Consider the following 15,774-nt stretch of genomic DNA (forward strand, 5'->3'; position numbering starts at 1 on the left):
AGCGCCGGCGGGTTCCGCTCGAGCCGGAGGCGCATCGGGCCGTAAGGGCAGGGAACCTTCCTGTACCTGCGGCCCGATGCGCGTTTGCCTTTTCGCTTTCCTCCTTGTCGTCCCGCTCGGCCTTTCCAGCGCTCCGGCCCTTGCGCAGAAGGCTCCCGCTGCGCCTGCAGCTGCGCCTGCAGCTGCGCCTGCAGCTGCGGCTGCGGCGAATCCGCCGACGCCCGAGTGGCGGCGCACCGACGGCTATCGTTTCCCGGCGCTCGCCGACAGCGTGCGCCGCCTGCAATACACCACGCTGGCGATGCAGCTGCGCGAATACTGTGCCGACCGGCGCGTGTCCGACGACTTCGTGCGCGAGCGCCTGCAGCGCTTCGGTCGTATTACCGGGCGCGCGGAGACCTGCGCCAGCCTGCGGGATTACTGAGCGCGGAGCAGGCGGTCCGCGAACTCCCGCGCCGCCAGCGGCCGCCCGAACAGCGGCCCTTGCTGCAGGTGGCAGTCGAGCGCGCACAGGAAGGCCTGCTGGCCGCGGTGCTCGACCCCGCGCGCGTAGATTTCCAGCCCGAGCGTGCCGGCGAGCGCGCCGACCGCCTCGACGATGGCCTCGCTGTCCTCGCTGCGACCGACCCCGCGTACCAGCTCGGGGTCGAGCTTGAGCGCGGCGAGCGGGTAGCGGCGCAGGCGCGGGATGGACGACAGGCCGCGGCCGAAGTCGTCGATCGACAGGCGCACGCCGGTGGCGGCGATGCGCTCCAGCGTGGCGGCGAGCGTCGGGCTGTCGAGTGCCAGCACCTTTTCGTCGAGGTCGAGCTCGAGCCGCTCCGCCTTCAGCCCGGAGGTGCGCAGGGTGGTCGCGACGCGCGCCGCGAAGTCGCCGCGCATGAGCTGCTCGACCGAGACATTCACCGTCAGGCGCAGGCATTCGCCATCGTGCGTCGGCGGCCAGTCGGTGGCGTGGTCGCAGGCAGTGGCCAGCACCCAGTCGCCGACGTCGGCGAGCAGGCGGGGGTCGCCGACCGCACCCATGAACTGGCGGTAGGGCAGCAGGCCGAGCTCGGGGTGGCGCCAGCGCAGCAAGGCCTCGCCCGCACGGGTGCGACCGGAGCGCGCATCGACCAGCGGCTGGAAGTGCAGGCACAGCTCGTCGGCTTGCAAGGCGTGGCGCAGGCCGCGTTCGAGATGGCTGCTGTCGAAGCCGGGGCCGTCGAGCCGGGTGTGGAAGACGCTGCAGTGGTTGCCGCCGAGCCGGCGCGCCTGTTCGAGCGCGCTCTTGGCGTTGCGCAGCAGGGTGTCGAGGTTGCGCCCGTCCTGCGGATAGAGGGCGAGGCCGGCGCTGGCGGTGATGCGCTGCAGCCCGCCGCCGAGCTCGAGGGGCTCGGCCACTGCGCGCAGCAGGGTTTCGGCGAACTGGTCGGCGTTGCCGGGATGCGCCGGCTCGGGCAGCAGCACGATGAAGCTGTCGCTGCGCTCGCGCGCCACCAGGGCAGCGGAACCGGCGGTAGCGGCGAGGCGGCGGGCGATGCACCGGAGGATCTCGTCGCCGGCGCTCTCGCCCAGGCTGCGATTGACCGCGGCGAAGCCGTCGAGGTCGAGGCGCACGATCGCGATGCTGCCGTGGCGGCCCGCCGCGCGCACCGCGCAGTCACCGAAGCGCGCCTCGAGCATGCGGCGGTTGGCCAGGCCGGTGAGCGGGTCGTGGCTCGTCAGGTACATCGACATCGACGGCGCGTCGTCGAACGCGCGCGCACCGCCTGCTGTCGGGCGTGGCGTTGCGAGGACGGGGGTGCCCGTTTCGTACTCCGCCACGACCGCGGGCGCGCTCAGGATGATGGCGTGGATGCCGGGGCGCAGCCGCGGCGCGCAGTTGAACTCGAGCGCGCGCACGCCGCCATCCGGGAGAGCGAAGTCGAGGCGGCCGCGGCGTTCGCCCTCGATCAGCAGGCGCGCGCGCGCGGCCAGGAAGGCCTGGCCGTCGGGGAAGAGGTCGGCGAGCGGACGCCCTGCCACGTCGCGGTAGTCGCGGCCGAGCAGGCGGCAGGCGGCGCTGTTGGCGTCGAGCACGACCTCGTCGCCAGTGATCAGCAGGCCCTCGTCGAGCAGTTCGAGCAGGGCGAGGTATACGCCGGTCTCGGCGCCCTCCGAAAGGTCCGCGACGAAGGGCTCGGCAGAGGAGGGGCCGGGGGAGGGCGGCAGGCCCGGCAGGTGTCCGGAAGGGTTCACGACAGCAGAGGATCGCAGGGGAGTTCGATGCGGGCGCCCCCGGGCGGGGGCGCCTGCGAGTGAGACCACAGCATAGCCGATGCCTGTGCGCCGCCGTGTGGCGAATAAGGGGCCGGGGTGCCCCTTATTTGCGCCCGAGGCCGCCGAGCAGCACCGCGATCGGACGCTGGTGGCGACGTAGCGGGTCGGGCTTGCCGGCAGCGGCCGCGGTGGGCTGAGTCTGCTCGGCGACCGCGACGGGGGGATTGAGCGGCTCGTAGGGCTTGGAGAAGTCGAAGCCGTCGGCGGCGACGCTGCTGCGGCCGCGGCGGGGGCCGGCGCGCAGGCCTTCGCGCTCGCGCGCTGGCTCGCGACGAGCCTCGGCGCTGCGCTCGACGCCACGTTCGCGGCCGCCGGAGCGCGCCGCCGGAGCCTGCGCCTCGGTGTCGGCGGCCGCGGCCGCCGGCCTGCGGCCACGATGGCCGCGGCTGCCGGCCTCGTGGAAGTCGGGATCGGGGTCGAAGCCGGGTACCCTCTCCTGCGGAATCTGCAGCTTGATCAGCTTTTCGATCTCGGACAGCCAGTGCTTTTCTTCCGAGCTGACCAGCGAGATCGCATAGCCGTGGTGGCCGGCGCGGCCGGTGCGACCGATGCGGTGCACGTAGTCCTCGGCGGTGTGCGGCAGCTCGAAGTTGATCACGAAGGGCAGCTCGTCGATGTCGAGGCCGCGCGCGGCCACGTCGGTGGCGACCAGCACGCGCAGCTTGCCCGACTTGAAGGCCTCGAGCGTGTCGGTGCGCTGCTGCTGGCCCTTGTCGCCGTGGATGGCGTCGGCCGAGATGCCGCTGCGCTCGAGGTAGTGCGCCAGGCGGCCGCACATGAGCTTGGTGTCGACGAAGACCAGGGCCTGGGTGTCGGGCTTGTGGCGCAGCAGGTGGGCGAGCAGGTTGCGCTTCATGCCCGAGGACACCGGGTGCACCACGTGGGTGATGGTCTCGGAGACCATGTTGCGGCGCGCCACCTCGATCAGCTGCGGTTCCTTCAGCATCTGGTCGGCGAGGCGCTTGATCTCGTCCGAGAAGGTGGCCGAGAACAGCAGGCTCTGGCGCTGCTTGGGCAGCAGGGCGAGGATGCGCTTGATGTCGGGGATGAAGCCCATGTCGAGCATGCGGTCGGCTTCGTCCAGCACCAGCACCTCGACCTGCGACAGGTTGATCGACTTCTGCTCGAGGTGGTCGAGCAGCCGGCCCGGCGTGGCGATGACGATCTCGATGCCGCGGCGCAGCTCGGCCTGCTGCGGGCGGATGTCGACGCCGCCATAGACGCACACCGAGCGCAGCGGCAGGTGCTTGCTGTAGGTCTTGACCGACTCGAACACCTGCATCGCGAGCTCGCGCGTGGGCGCGAGGATCAGCGCGCGCGTCTGGTGACGGGCGGGCGAGGTGCTGGTGTTGGCGTGGCGGGCGATGCGGTGCAGCAGCGGCAGGGTGAAGCCGGCGGTCTTGCCGGTGCCCGTCTGGGCGCCGCCCATGACGTCCTTGCCGGCGATGACGATGGGGATGGCCTGGCGCTGGATCGGCGTGGGCTCGGTGTAGCCGGCGTCGGTGACGGCCTGCAGCAGTTCGGGAATGAGGCCGAGATCGGCAAAGCTCATGGGTGCCTTCGGGTTGGAGACGGTCGACAGTCGACCGCCGGATGACGGAAAACCCGGATTATACACGGCACAAAAAGCGTTACCGGACAGGGGCTTCGCCGCCGACCGCGCGGCGGCGGTCCGCCGCGCCTGGTCCGCTCAGCGCTTGAGCGTGAGGAAGGCGGTGACCTCCTCGCGGTCGTGGTAGAGGTGCTTGATGCGCAGGTCGTAGGGGCCGACGCTGGCGAGCCGCTTGCGGATCAGCTCGCGGCACTGCTCGACCGCCTCGACGCGGCGCTTCATCGGCAGCTTGAGGTTGAAGATCGTGTAGCGGCAGCGCCCGGTGGCGACCCATTCGGCCATCAGCGAGGCGATCCGCGAGGGCTGCTCGACCATGTCGCACACCATCCAGTCCACCGGCCGGTGCGGGCGCCAGGTGAAGCCGTCGGCCTTGAGGTGCTCGACCATCTCGGTCGCCATCACGCTGTCGCGCAGCGGGCCGTTGTCGATCGCGGTGACGCGCAGGCCGCGATTGACGAGCTGCCAGGTCCACCCGCCCGGCGCGGCGCCGAGATCGACCGCGCGCTGGCCGGCGCGCAGGATGCTGTCGCGCTCGCCTTCCTCGAGCAGCATCATGAAGGCTTCGGACAGCTTGGCGGTGGAGCGGCTGGGCGCGTTCGAGGGCATGCGCAGGCGCGGGATGCCCATCGGCCAGGTCGAGCACTGCCCGGGCTGGCCGGCGGCGAGCCAGGCGGTGGTGGCGCTGGTGAAGAGCACGTGCAGGACCGGCAGGCCGGCGCGGCTGCTGCGCAGGCAGCCGGCCTTCTCGAGCGCCTTGGCGAGCGGCTCGGTGAAGCGCTTGCAGAAGCCCGAGCGCTGCTTGGCCTCGTCGGTGTCCGGAGTCTCCAGCATCACCCCGGAGAAGCGCTGGCCGCTGGCCTTCACCGCCTCGACGATCGGTGTGGCGCGGTCGCGCTCGGGCAGATCGTCGACGCGCGCGAACCACGGCAGGAGCTGGCGCGCGAACACCGGGCGGCGCCAGTCGGTGGATTCGCCGAAGCTGCCGAGCGGGGTGGGCTCGAAGGTCTCGTAGATCACGTAGCCCGAGTCGGGCTCGGCGCGCACGTAGCCGATCAGGCCGGCTTCGGCGGCGATGTCGTCGAGTTCGGCGGCGAGTTCCTTCTCGAAGCCGGCGCGGCAATAGCCGAGGAGGCCGGCGCAGGCGAGCGCGGCGGCGGGGGTGTGCTGGTTCATGGGGTCGGTGCGCGCAGGGGCTGCAGTATGATGGGTCCGTGCCGGGCCGCAGGGGCGGCAACCGGAATCGGCGCAAGGCAGCGGATGATAAGCCGCGAGCGCCGCGCTGGCGAGCATGCCGGCGCTACGACGCAGGTTGAGATCGGGCCGGCCGCCGCGCCTGCGCGGGTTCCGCGCGCCGCAGTTGCGATTCGCGTCGCTCCCAAGGCACACCCTCGCGCCTCCGGAGCAGCCCGCAGGAGCGCGGCAGGTCACGATTCGGTTGTCGGAAAAGGGGATACGGGATGGCAGTACGTGAAATGGAATACCGCCGGCTGGGCGGAGCGGGGCCGCAGGTGTCGGCGGTGTGCCTGGGCACCATGACCTTTGGCCAGCAGAACAGCGAGGCCGAGGCGCACAGCCAGCTCGACCTCGCCGTGGAGCGCGGGATCGACTTCATCGACACCGCCGAGATGTATCCGGTCCCGGCGCGTGCCGAGACCAGCGGCGAGACCGAACGCATCGTCGGCAACTGGCTGGCGCGCCAGGTGCGCGAGAAGCTGGTGATCGCGACCAAGGTGGCGGGGCCGGCGCGCAGCCTGGAGTGGATCCGCGGCGGTCCGCTCGCGCTCGACCGCGCCAACATCCGCACCGCGGTCGAGGGCAGCCTGCGCCGGCTGCGCACCGACTACATCGACCTGTATCAGCTGCACTGGCCGGCGCGCAACCAGCCGCTGTTCGGCCAGCTGCCCTTCGATCCGGCGCGCGAGCGCGAATCCACGCCGATCCGCACCCAGCTCGAGGCGCTCGCCGAACTGGTGGACGAGGGCAAGATCCGCCACGTCGGCCTGTCGAACGAGCAGCCCTGGGGGCTGATGGAGTTCGTGCGCATGGCGCAGGAGAGCGGCCTGCCACGCGTGGTGTCGGTGCAGAACGCCTACAACCTGCTCAACAGGGTGTACGAGTACGGCATGAGCGAGATCACGCTGCGCGAGGACGTGGCGCTGCTGGCGTATTCGCCGCTCGCCTTCGGCCACCTGTCGGGCAAGTATCTCGCCGACCCGGCTGCGCGCGGGCGCCTCACCGAGTTCGAGAATTTCGGTGTGCGCTACGCCAAGCCCGGTGTGCGTGCGGCGGTGGAGCGCTACGCGGAGATCGCGCGGCGGCGCGGGATGAGCCTCACCGCGCTGGCGCTCGCCTTCGTGTATTCGCGCTGGTTCGTGGGCAGCACCATCGTGGGCGCGACCACGGTGGCGCAACTCGCCGAGAACCTCGACGCCTGGCATCGGCGTCTCGACGAGGATGCGCTCGCCGAGATCGAGCGGGTTCATCAGCTGCACGGCAACCCGGCGCCCTGAGCGTCGGTGCGGGTACGGCGGTCAGTGCGCTGCGGGCTGTGCCGGCGCCGCCTGCGCCGTGGACCGGGGAGGCGCTGCCTTTGGCGCGCCCTGGACGAGCTGCGAGGGCACGATCTCGAGCTTGTGCTCCATCATGTAGTCGTTCATGTCACGCCAGCCGGCGAACACCGCCGCCTTCGAGGCCGCCGGATTGAGCGCGTAGCAGTCCTCCAGCGAGCGCCCGGAGTGGCGGCAGGCGCTCCCGACCGCACGGCCCTCGGCCTCGACCTTCGATGGATTGGGCAGCTCGAGCACCTCGGCGAGTTGGTCGCAGCCGGCTGCGAAGGGCAGCAGGGCGAGGAGGACGAGTCGGCGCAGCGTCGGGGATGGGGTCGGGCGGGGCATGGCGATCCGGGGGCATTCTTCTGGTGGGGTTATCGGCCGCGGCCACCCCATCTTGAGAGGAGTGTCGCGCGCGCGGCACGCTCGCCCTCGAGGCCCACTATTCGAGTGCGCGCGGATCTATAATCGCGCCCGCTTCCGGGCCGTCCTGCCCGGCTCCTTTCTGTGTGTCGAATCGATGAACAAGATGCGTTTCAAGGCCTTGGCCGCAGCGGTCGCTGCCGGCGGTCTCTTCTTCGCGCCCGGCTCGGTGGTCCAGGCCAGCGCCCAGCAGCAGGTCCAGCTCTTCCATCGCCTGCCCGATGCCAAGGCGGGGGCGCTGAAGGACTTGGTCGAGCGCTTCAACGCGCAGTCCAAGGACGTGCAGGTCGTGATGTCCGCGGCGGACTGGCGCTCGGGCGCGCCCCACCTGATGATCCTCGAGGGCGACGACGAGGAGGAGTTCGTCGCCGGCAAGCCGCGCTTCAAGCCGCTCTTCCAGCTCATGAAGGAAAGTGGCGTGCCGCTGCAGACCCTGCGTCCGCCCGCGATGATGACGCGCACCCCGGTCGATGCCAAGGGACAGCTGCTGGCGCTGCCGGTCGGCCTGTCGACCCCGGTGCTGTTCCTCAACCGCGACGCGCTGCGCCAGGCCGGCCTCAACCCGGAGACCACCCGGATCAACACCTGGTTCGATCTGCAGGAAACCCTCGGGCGCCTCGCCGATACCGGTCACACTTGCCCCTATACCGTGGCCGAGCCCGGCCGCGTGATGGTGGAGAACCTCTCGGCCTGGCATAACGAGCCGGTGGCCGCGCAGAGCGGCAAGACCACCGTACCGAGCTTCAACGGCATGTTTCAGGTCAAGCATGTGGCGATGATGGCGAGCTGGACGCGTGCGCGCTACCTGCACGTGTTCGACCAGCAGGCCGAGGCCGAGCAGCGCTTCGCGCGCGGCGAGTGCGCGGTGATCGCCGCGCCCTCGGCGAGCTGGACCGACTTCCGCCGTGCCGGCAAGGTCGATGTGGCGGTGTCCAAGCTGCCCTACTACGACGACTTCCCCGGTGCGCCGCAGAACACCATCGCCGACGGTCCCGCACTGTGGGCCTCGGCAGGCAAGAAACCGGCCGAATACAAGGCCGTGGCGCGCTTCGTGAGTTTCTGGCTGCAGCCCGACAACCAGGTCGCGTGGCAGCGCGAGACCGGCTACCTGCCGCTCAACCGCGCCGGCCTGCTGGCCTCGCGCAGCGAGCTGCTCGGCAACGACCTCGAGAACATCCAGGTCGCGGTCGACCAGCTCGGCGGCAAGCCCGCCACGCCGCAGTCGTCGGCGCAGCCCGTGGTCGAGCGCCAGAAGGTGCGCCGCATCCTCGATGAGGAACTCGCCGGCGTATGGGCCGACGAGAAGGCCGCGAAGGAAGCGCTCGACAACGCGGTGACGCGCGCCCGCAACGGCAACTGAGCTCGCTACCGCTCACCTGCGGCGCCCGGGGTTGCGGCTTGACGCCGCGCGCGGGCGCCGCCTAACATCTACGATTTTCCGCGAGCCAGAACGCCTTGTCCGTCCAGCAGCTCTTCGCGCCGATCGCCGCCGACATGCAAGCGGTGGATACGGTCATCCGCAACCGACTGCACTCGGACGTGGCCCTGATCCGCCGCATCGCGGAATACATCGTCGGCAGCGGCGGCAAGCGGCTGCGCCCCGCGCTGGTGCTCTACGCGGCGGGCGCGCTCGACTATCGCGGCGTGCATCACCACGAGCTCGCCGCGGTCGTCGAGTTCATCCACACCGCCAGCCTGCTGCACGACGACGTCGTCGACGAGTCCGACCTGCGCCGCGGCAAGCGTACCGCCAACGCCGCCTTCGGCAACGCCTCTGCCGTGCTGGTGGGCGACTTCCTCTATTCGCGTGCCTTCCAGATGATGGTCGGGGTCGACGAGATGCGCGTGATGCGCGTGCTCGCCGACGCCACCAACATCATCGCCGAGGGCGAGGTGCTGCAGCTGCTCAACTGCCACAACGCCGACGTCGTCATCGAAGACTACCTGCGCGTGATCCGCTACAAGACCGCCAAGCTCTTCGAGGCCGCGGCGCGCCTGGGCGGCATCGTGGCCGGTGCGGACGACGCGCTCGAGCAGCGCCTGGCCGCCTTTGGCATGCACCTTGGCACCGCCTTCCAGCTCATCGACGACGTGCTCGACTACTCCGCCGACGAGGCCGACACCGGCAAGCACCTTGGGGACGACCTCGCCGAAGGCAAGCCGACGCTGCCGCTGATCCACGTGATGCAGCATGGCACGGCGGAGCAGGGCGCGCTGGTGCGTCACGCGATCGAAGGCGGCGGCCGCGGCGATTTCGCGGCCGTGCTCGCGGCGATCCAGTCGACCGGCGCGCTCGAAGAGACGCGCCGCTACGCGGAAGCGGAGGCGCAGCTCGCAATCGACGCGATTTCGGTGCTTCCCCCTTCCATTTTCAAGGAAGCGCTGCTACAATTATCGGACTTTGCAGTTCGGCGAAAACACTGATATAGTTTCTGGCTTCGCAGGGCAGCAAAAAGCAGCAAAAAAGTGTCGGGGAATAGCTCAGCCTGGTAGAGCACTGCGTTCGGGACGCAGGGGCCGGAGGTTCGAATCCTCTTTCCCCGACCAAAAATCCCGCAAAAAAGCCACTCAATGAGTGGCTTTTTTGTTATCGAATCAAGGGTTTGCGTTTGATTGCCCCCTTGATGCTGCGTCCCGGTGTCGCGCTGATCCGCTTTAGCGCGACACGAAATCTGCACTGCAGCGCGCCCGGATCTGACTCTCCAGGTTGGCCGTACGATTGTCCGGGCAGGATCCACGTCCCGATTGCAGCCACCGCGGCTCAGGTCGGGCGGGTTTCACCGCGGTGCCGCCGCCACGCGAAACCCCGGCACGCGGATCCGCCCGTGCTGCTTCAAGCGCTCAGCGCGCCCAACACCTCGTCGAGCATCTTGCGGGCGTCGCCGAACAGCATGCGGTTGTTTTCCTTGTAGAACAGCGGGTTGTCGACCCCGGCGTAGCCGGAAGCCATGCTGCGCTTCATGACGATCGAGGTCCGTGCCTTCCACACCTCGAGCACCGGCATGCCGGCGATCGGGCTGCCCGGGTCTTCCTGCGCGGCCGGGTTCACGATGTCGTTGGCACCGATCACGATCGCCACATCCGTTTCGGGGAAGTCCGCGTTGATCTCGTCCATCTCGAGCACGATGTCGTAGGGAACCTTGGCCTCGGCCAGCAGGACGTTCATGTGGCCGGGCATGCGGCCTGCCACCGGGTGGATGGCGAAGCGCACGGCGACGCCCTGTCCGCGCAGCACGTTGACGATCTCGCAGACGACGTGCTGTGCCTGTGCGACCGCCATGCCGTAGCCCGGCACGATGACGATGTTCTTCGCGTCGCGCAGCAGGTCGGCGGTATCCACCGCGCTGATCGACGTGACCTCGCCGGCCGGCTCCGATCCGTCGGCCGTCGCCGCGGGCGCGCCGCTGCCGGAGCCGAAGCCGCCCGCGATGACGCTGACGAAGTTGCGGTTCATCGCGCGGCACATGATGTAGGACAGGATCGCCCCCGAGGAGCCCACCAGCGCGCCGACGACGATCAGCAGATCGTTGCCCAGCATGAAGCCCGTCGCCGCCGCCGCCCAACCCGAATAGCTGTTGAGCATCGAGACCACGACGGGCATGTCGGCTCCACCGATCGCCATCACCATGTGCACGCCGAAGGCCAGCGCGATCAACGTCATCACCAGCAGCAAGGCCATGCCGGCCCAGATCGAGTGTGTGTTGAGGAACCAGCGCCCGAGCAGGATCACCAGGATCAGCCCGGCGAGGTTGAGCCAGTGGCGCGCGGGCAGCAGCAGCGGTTTGCCGCCGATCTTGCCGGAGAGCTTGGCGAAGGCGACCAGCGAGCCGGAGAAGGTGACTGCGCCGATCAGGATGCCGACGTAGATCTCCACCTCGTGGATGGTCTTCTCGGCAGCGGTGGGGAACACCAGGGAGGTGTCCACGTAGCTCGCGAAGCCCACCAGACAGGCCGCCAGACCCACCAGGCTGTGCATGAGGGCGACGAGCTCAGGCATCTGCGTCATCTGCACCTTCTTCGCGGCGTAGAGGCCGACGGCGGCGCCGATGACGAGGGCGATGACGATCCATGGAATGCCGCCCATGCCGACTTGCGGGCCGAACACGGTGGCCAGCACCGCGATGCTCATGCCCGCGATGCCGAACAGGTTGCCGCGGCGCGCGGTCTCGGGATGGGCGAGTCCGCCCAGGCTGAGGATGAAGAGGATGGTGGCGCCGATGTACGAGACAGTGGCCAGACTTGAGGTCATTGTCTTCTCCTTATTTGCGGAACATCGCCAGCATGCGACGCGTCACCGCGAAGCCGCCGAACATGTTGACGGCCGTGAGGGTGATGGCGACGAAGGCGAGCACGCCGATCAGCCCCCCCGGTCGATCGCTGGCGCCTTCGGCCAGCGGTGGGGCGATCTGCACGAGCGCGCCGATCGCGATGATCGACGAGATGGCGTTGGTGACGCTCATCAGCGGCGTGTGCAGCGAGGGTGTGACGTTCCAGACCACCATGTAGCCCACGAAGCAGGCCAGCACGAACACGGTGAAGTGCGTGAGGAAGCTGGCCGGGGCGTACAGACCGACGAGCAGGAACAGCAGGGCGCCGACACCGAACACGATCGCCAGCGACTTGACCGGCATCGGCGCGCCGGCCCCGTGGCCATGGCCCTTGGGTGCGGTGATCGGTGCGCTCGAAGCCTTGGGTTTGGCCGATGCGGCCGGCAGCTTGGGAGGTGGTGCGGGCCAGGTGAGCTCACCCTGCTTGATCACGGTGAGGCCACGGATCGCGTCGTCCTCGAAGTTGACGGCGATGTTGCCATCCTTTGCCTTGCACAGGTCTTCGGTGAGGCGGAGGAGGTTGTTCGAATACAGGGTCGAGGATTGCCTGGCCAGCCGGCTCACGAGGTCGGTGTAGCCGATGATCGTGACTCCATGGCGTACCACCGCCTCGCCGGGCACGGTGAGCTCGCAGTTGCCGCCCTGCTCGGCGGCGAGGTCGACGATCACGCTGCCCGGCTTCATGCTCTGCACCATCTCGGCGGTGATCAGCTTGGGTGCGGGTTTGCCCGGGATCAGCGCGGTGGTGATCACGATGTCGGCGTCCTTCGCCTCGCGCGCGTACATCTGGCGCTGCGCGGCCTGGAAGCCCTCGCTCATCACCTTCGCGTAACCGCCGCCACCCGAGCCCTCTTCGTCGTAATCGACCTTGACGAACTCGCCGCCGAGCGACACCACCTGGTCGGCGACCTCGGCGCGGGTGTCGTTGGCGCGCACGACCGCGCCCAGGTTGGCCGCGGTGCCGATCGCCGCCAGGCCGGCGACGCCGGCGCCGGCGATGAAGACCTTGGCCGGCGGGATCTTGCCCGCGGCGGTGATCTGGCCGTTGAAGAAGCGCCCGAAGGCGTTCGCCGCCTCGACCACCGCGCGGTAGCCGCTGATGCCGGCCATGGAAGACAGCGCGTCCATCTTCTGCGCGCGGCTCAGCTGCCGCGGCAGGCAGTCGATCGCGAGCACGGTGGTCTTGCGCGCCTGCAAGGCCGCCATCAGTTCGGGGTGCTGCGCCGGCCAGACGAAGCCGATCAGCGTCGCGCCCTCGCGCAGCATGCCGACCTCATCCAGCGTGGGCGGGCGCACCTTGAAGACGATGTCGGCACGGCCCAGCAGCTCGGCCGACCCGGGCGACACCTCCGCGCCGGCAGCGCGGTAGTCGTCGTCGGAGAAGTTGGCCGCCGCGCCGGCGCCGCTCTCGACCGCGACGGAGAAGCCCAGCTTGATGAGTTTCGCCACGACCTCGGGAACGGTCGCGACGCGCTTTTCACCGGCGAAGGTTTCCTTCGGAACTCCGATCAGCAAGGTCATGATCCCGACTCCGCGCAGGTTTGATTGTGGAAGCGGGGCGCGGCCGTGTGGCTGGTGCGGGCATGCCCGGGGAAGTCTTGCGCCGTCGCTGCGCGCGGGCTCCCCGGGGTGGGTGCGAAGCGGATTTCACGAAGCGTGGCTCCGCAAGCCATGGTCGGGTGCATCGGGTTCTCCCTGTTCGGTTTTCGTTGGTGCCGGCGTGCGTATTCGTCTCGGACATGCCCGCCTGGCCCGGGCGAACTCATGGGCGATCGCATTCGCGTCGATTGCCGATGTTCGTTCCCTCGGCGAGTATGCCGGATCCGACCTGGCTTTCGATAGCCAGGGCGATGCCCGGGCCACCGCCGATGCACCGTGAAGCGAGGCCGCGTCCCGGCGTGAGCATGCGTGCGTCCGCGCCCGGCACCGCGTGGCGCTCGAAGCGGATCAGGTCGCCATCGTGCGCTGCCGAGGGCGGGTTCTTGATGGTCTGCTTGGCCACACCAAAAAACCTTATCCTGCCCGCCTGAAGTTCTATCGAGCTGCAAGGGCTATCCATCGCACGAGGCTGCGGTGGTCAGGGACGTGGAATGTGCGGCGTCCCCCGCGCCACGCGAACCTGCCGGAGCAGCGCGGAAACGTCGGAATCCAAGGAGATCGTCATCATGTCGATCGGCGCATCATTCAGCGCAGTCGTGCAGCCGAGGCGGGCGCGCCGGTCGGATACCATTGCCGAGCAGATCGAGGGCTTGAGCACGGGCGGAGCCTCGTCGTCCGTGCGGCGGTCCCGATCGCGCGGCCGTCTGCCCCCGTTGGCACGCTGCGAAGCCTCGAGGTCACGATTTCGAGCATGAACCCCAAGCCCCGCCACATCGAACGCGCGCTCCGGGAGCGCGTCGAGATCGTGCCCTACGATCCGGCCTGGCCGGGGCTCTTCGCCGAGGAGGTGGCGCGGCTGCGTGCGGCCCTGCCGGCGGAGCTGATCGGGCGCATCGAGCACTTCGGCAGCACCGCGGTGCCCGGCCTGGCGGCCAAGCCGATCATCGACATGCTGGTCGAGGTACGCTCGATGGAGGACGTAGCGGAGCGCATCGCACCGCTGCTGCGGGCGCTGGGCTACGAGTTCTTCTGGCGCGCCCCCGGGCACGGGCTGCCCGGCATGGAGTACGCGTGGTTCATCCGCCGCGATGCTGCGGGCCGGCGCACGCATCACATCCATTTTGTCGAGGCGGGCTCGTCGGAGTGGGGGCGCCTGCGGTTCCGCGACTACCTGCGCGCGCATTCCGAAGTCGCGCGAGCGTATGGCGCACTCAAGCAGCGCATTGCGGACCAATATCCCGACGACCGCATCGCCTACGCGAAGGCGAAGACGTGCTTCGTGCGCGAGGTGATGCGGGCGGTGCGACGGGATCACATCCCTTGGTAGATCGGCCCTTCGCCACCCTGCGGCACGACCCAGTTGATGTTCTGCGTCGGGTCCTTGATGTCGCAGGTCTTGCAGTGGATACAGTTCTGCGCGTTGATCTGCAGGCGCGGCCCGGATTCTTCGCGGACGATCTCGTACACGCCGGCGGGGCAATAGCGCTGCTCGGGAGCGTCGTACTTGGCCAGGTTCACCGCGATCGCCACCGACGGATCCTTCAGCTGCAGGTGGCAGGGCTGCTCTTCCTCGTGGTTGGTGTTCGAGAGGAAGACCGAGGACAGGCGGTCGAAGGTGAGCACGCCGTCGGGCTTCGGATAGTCGATCTTCGGGCACTCGGAAGCCGGTTTGAGCTTGTCGTGGTCCGACGAGTTGTGCAGCGTCCAGGGGGCCTTGCCGCGGAACAGCATCTGGTCCATGCCGAAGAGGAAGGAGCCCATCCACAGGCCCTTCTTCATCAGCGGCTTGAAGTTGCGGTATTTGTGCAGTTCGGCGTACAGCCAGGAGTCGCGGAAGGCGGCCGGGTAGGCGGTGAGGGCGTCGCGCTGGCGATTCGCGGCGAGCGCGTCGAAGGCCGCTTCGGCGGCGAGCATGCCCGACTTGATCGCGGTGTGCGTGCCCTTGATGCGGGCGGCGTTGAGGAAGCCGGCGTCGTCGCCGATCAGGCCGCCGCCCGGGAAGATCAGCCGCGGCAGGCTCTGGATGTTGCCGGTGGCGATGGCGCGCGCGCCGTAGGCCAGGCGCTTGCCGCCTTCGATGTGCTTGCGTACCTCGGGGTGGGTCTTCCAGCGCTGCATCTCGTCGAAGGGCGACAGGTGCGGGTTCTCGTAGTTGAGGCCGACCACGAAGCCGAGCGCGACCAGGTTGTCCTCGAGGTGGTAGATGAAGCCGCCGCCATAGGTGCGGTTGTCCATCGGCCAGCCGGCGGTGTGCACGACGAGGCCCGGGCGGTGCTGCTCGGGCTTGACCTCCCACAGCTCCTTGATGCCGATGCCGTAGGTCTGCGGGTCGACGCCCTCGCGCAGCTTGTACTTCGCCTCCAGCTGCTTGCCGAGGTGGCCGCGACAGCCCTCGGCGAACAGGGTGTACTTGGCGTGCAGCTCCATGCCCGGCTGGTGGTGCGGGCCGGGGGTGCCGTCACGGTTGAGGCCCATGTCGCCGGTGGCGACGCCCTTCACCGCGCCGGATTCGTCGTAGAGGATCTCGGCCGCGGCGAAGCCGGGGTAGACCTCGATGCCGGCGGCCTCGGCCTGCTCGCCCAGCCACTTGACGAGGTTGCCCAGGCGCACGATGTAGTTGCCGTGGTTCTCGAAGCAGTCCGGGGTGAGCGCGGGCGGAACGCGGCGCACGCCGGTCTCGGAGAGGAACAGCACCTGGTCCTCGGTGACCGCGGTGGTGAGCGGGGCGCCCTTGTCCTTCCAGTCGGGGATCAGCTCGTTCAGCGAGCGCGGATCGATGACCGCCCCCGACAGGATGTGGGCGCCGATCTCCGCGCCCTTCTCGATCAGGCACACCGACAGCTCGCTGCCCTTGGCTTCGGCGAGCTGCTTCAGGCGGATCGCCGCGGCCAGGCCCGCAGGGCCGCCGCCGACGACCAGCACGTCGAACTCCATCGATTCGCGTTCCATACCGTTCTCCTCG

Annotated in this window: 14 protein-coding genes and 1 tRNA gene; 6 read left to right on the forward strand and 9 right to left on the reverse strand. The window is 69.2% G+C overall.

The features are described 5' to 3' along the window. Positions 1–76: 76 nt before the first annotated feature. The gene (locus ACZ5PP_RS20635; protein ID WP_464826538.1) at positions 77–424 is read left to right on the forward strand and encodes a hypothetical protein; all 348 of its coding nucleotides are present in this window, start codon (positions 77–79) and stop codon (positions 422–424) included. Here the strand turns inward: ACZ5PP_RS20635 and ACZ5PP_RS20640 are convergent. From ACZ5PP_RS20640 to rlmM, 3 genes are all read right to left on the reverse strand, one after another. Further along, a complete protein-coding gene (locus ACZ5PP_RS20640) occupies positions 418–2,220 on the reverse strand; it encodes a putative bifunctional diguanylate cyclase/phosphodiesterase (RefSeq protein WP_464826539.1) in 1,803 nt (600 codons plus the stop codon). The genes ACZ5PP_RS20635 and ACZ5PP_RS20640 overlap by 7 nt on opposite strands. A 124-nt stretch (positions 2,221–2,344) precedes the next feature. Continuing rightward, on the reverse strand, positions 2,345–3,853 hold the full coding sequence (locus ACZ5PP_RS20645) for a DEAD/DEAH box helicase (RefSeq protein WP_464826540.1): 1,509 nt from the start codon (positions 3,851–3,853) through the stop codon (positions 2,345–2,347). A 138-nt stretch (positions 3,854–3,991) separates the two neighbouring features. Further along, positions 3,992–5,086 (reverse strand): 23S rRNA (cytidine(2498)-2'-O)-methyltransferase RlmM, encoded by a 1,095-nt coding sequence (gene rlmM, locus ACZ5PP_RS20650; protein ID WP_374616234.1) that lies wholly within the window; start codon positions 5,084–5,086, stop codon positions 3,992–3,994. 299 nt (positions 5,087–5,385) lie between these two features. Between rlmM and ACZ5PP_RS20655 the strand changes: the two genes are divergently transcribed. Further along, entirely contained in the window at positions 5,386–6,423 is a 1,038-nt protein-coding gene (locus ACZ5PP_RS20655; protein WP_004317119.1) for an aldo/keto reductase, read from the forward strand. A 21-nt stretch (positions 6,424–6,444) separates the two neighbouring features. Here the strand turns inward: ACZ5PP_RS20655 and ACZ5PP_RS20660 are convergent, their stop codons facing one another. Beyond that, the gene (locus ACZ5PP_RS20660) at positions 6,445–6,807 is read right to left on the reverse strand and encodes a hypothetical protein (RefSeq protein WP_004317121.1); all 363 of its coding nucleotides are present in this window, start codon (positions 6,805–6,807) and stop codon (positions 6,445–6,447) included. A gap of 175 nt (positions 6,808–6,982) precedes the next feature. On the opposite strand from ACZ5PP_RS20660, the gene ACZ5PP_RS20665 reads away from it, so the two are divergent. The 3 genes from ACZ5PP_RS20665 (at position 6,983) to ACZ5PP_RS20675 (ending at position 9,432) form a co-directional block, all read left to right on the forward strand. Beyond that, on the forward strand, positions 6,983–8,245 hold the full coding sequence (locus ACZ5PP_RS20665; RefSeq protein ID WP_004317123.1) for an extracellular solute-binding protein: 1,263 nt from the start codon (positions 6,983–6,985) through the stop codon (positions 8,243–8,245). A gap of 95 nt (positions 8,246–8,340) precedes the next feature. Beyond that, positions 8,341–9,309: an octaprenyl diphosphate synthase gene (gene ispB, locus ACZ5PP_RS20670; protein WP_464826541.1), complete on the forward strand. Its 969-nt coding sequence runs from the start codon at positions 8,341–8,343 to the stop codon at positions 9,307–9,309. A 46-nt stretch (positions 9,310–9,355) separates the two neighbouring features. Next, positions 9,356–9,432 (forward strand) — tRNA-Pro (locus ACZ5PP_RS20675). A 286-nt stretch (positions 9,433–9,718) separates the two neighbouring features. Here the strand turns inward: ACZ5PP_RS20675 and pntB are convergent. From pntB to ACZ5PP_RS20695, 4 genes are all read right to left on the reverse strand, one after another. Beyond that, entirely contained in the window at positions 9,719–11,134 is a 1,416-nt protein-coding gene (gene pntB, locus ACZ5PP_RS20680; protein ID WP_004317126.1) for a Re/Si-specific NAD(P)(+) transhydrogenase subunit beta, read from the reverse strand. A 10-nt stretch (positions 11,135–11,144) separates the two neighbouring features. After that, on the reverse strand, positions 11,145–12,734 hold the full coding sequence (locus ACZ5PP_RS20685; RefSeq protein WP_004317128.1) for a Re/Si-specific NAD(P)(+) transhydrogenase subunit alpha: 1,590 nt from the start codon (positions 12,732–12,734) through the stop codon (positions 11,145–11,147). Positions 12,735–12,975: 241 nt separating this feature from the next. After that, complete coding sequence (locus ACZ5PP_RS20690) at positions 12,976–13,215, reverse strand: hypothetical protein (RefSeq protein ID WP_464826542.1); 240 nt, start codon at positions 13,213–13,215, stop codon at positions 12,976–12,978. Between the two features lie 75 nt (positions 13,216–13,290). After that, entirely contained in the window at positions 13,291–13,470 is a 180-nt protein-coding gene (locus ACZ5PP_RS20695; RefSeq protein WP_157277056.1) for a hypothetical protein, read from the reverse strand. 93 nt (positions 13,471–13,563) lie between these two features. On the opposite strand from ACZ5PP_RS20695, the gene ACZ5PP_RS20700 reads away from it, so the two are divergent. Then, on the forward strand, positions 13,564–14,139 hold the full coding sequence (locus ACZ5PP_RS20700) for a GrpB family protein (RefSeq protein ID WP_276658188.1): 576 nt from the start codon (positions 13,564–13,566) through the stop codon (positions 14,137–14,139). On the opposite strand, the gene ACZ5PP_RS20705 is transcribed toward ACZ5PP_RS20700, so the two are convergent. Next, positions 14,124–15,761, reverse strand: a complete 1,638-nt coding sequence (locus tag ACZ5PP_RS20705) for an electron transfer flavoprotein-ubiquinone oxidoreductase (RefSeq protein ID WP_004317135.1) — start codon at positions 15,759–15,761, stop codon at positions 14,124–14,126. The genes ACZ5PP_RS20700 and ACZ5PP_RS20705 overlap by 16 nt on opposite strands. Positions 15,762–15,774 lie beyond the last annotated feature (13 nt).

This window comes from Thauera sp. DNT-1, from assembly GCF_055393985.1.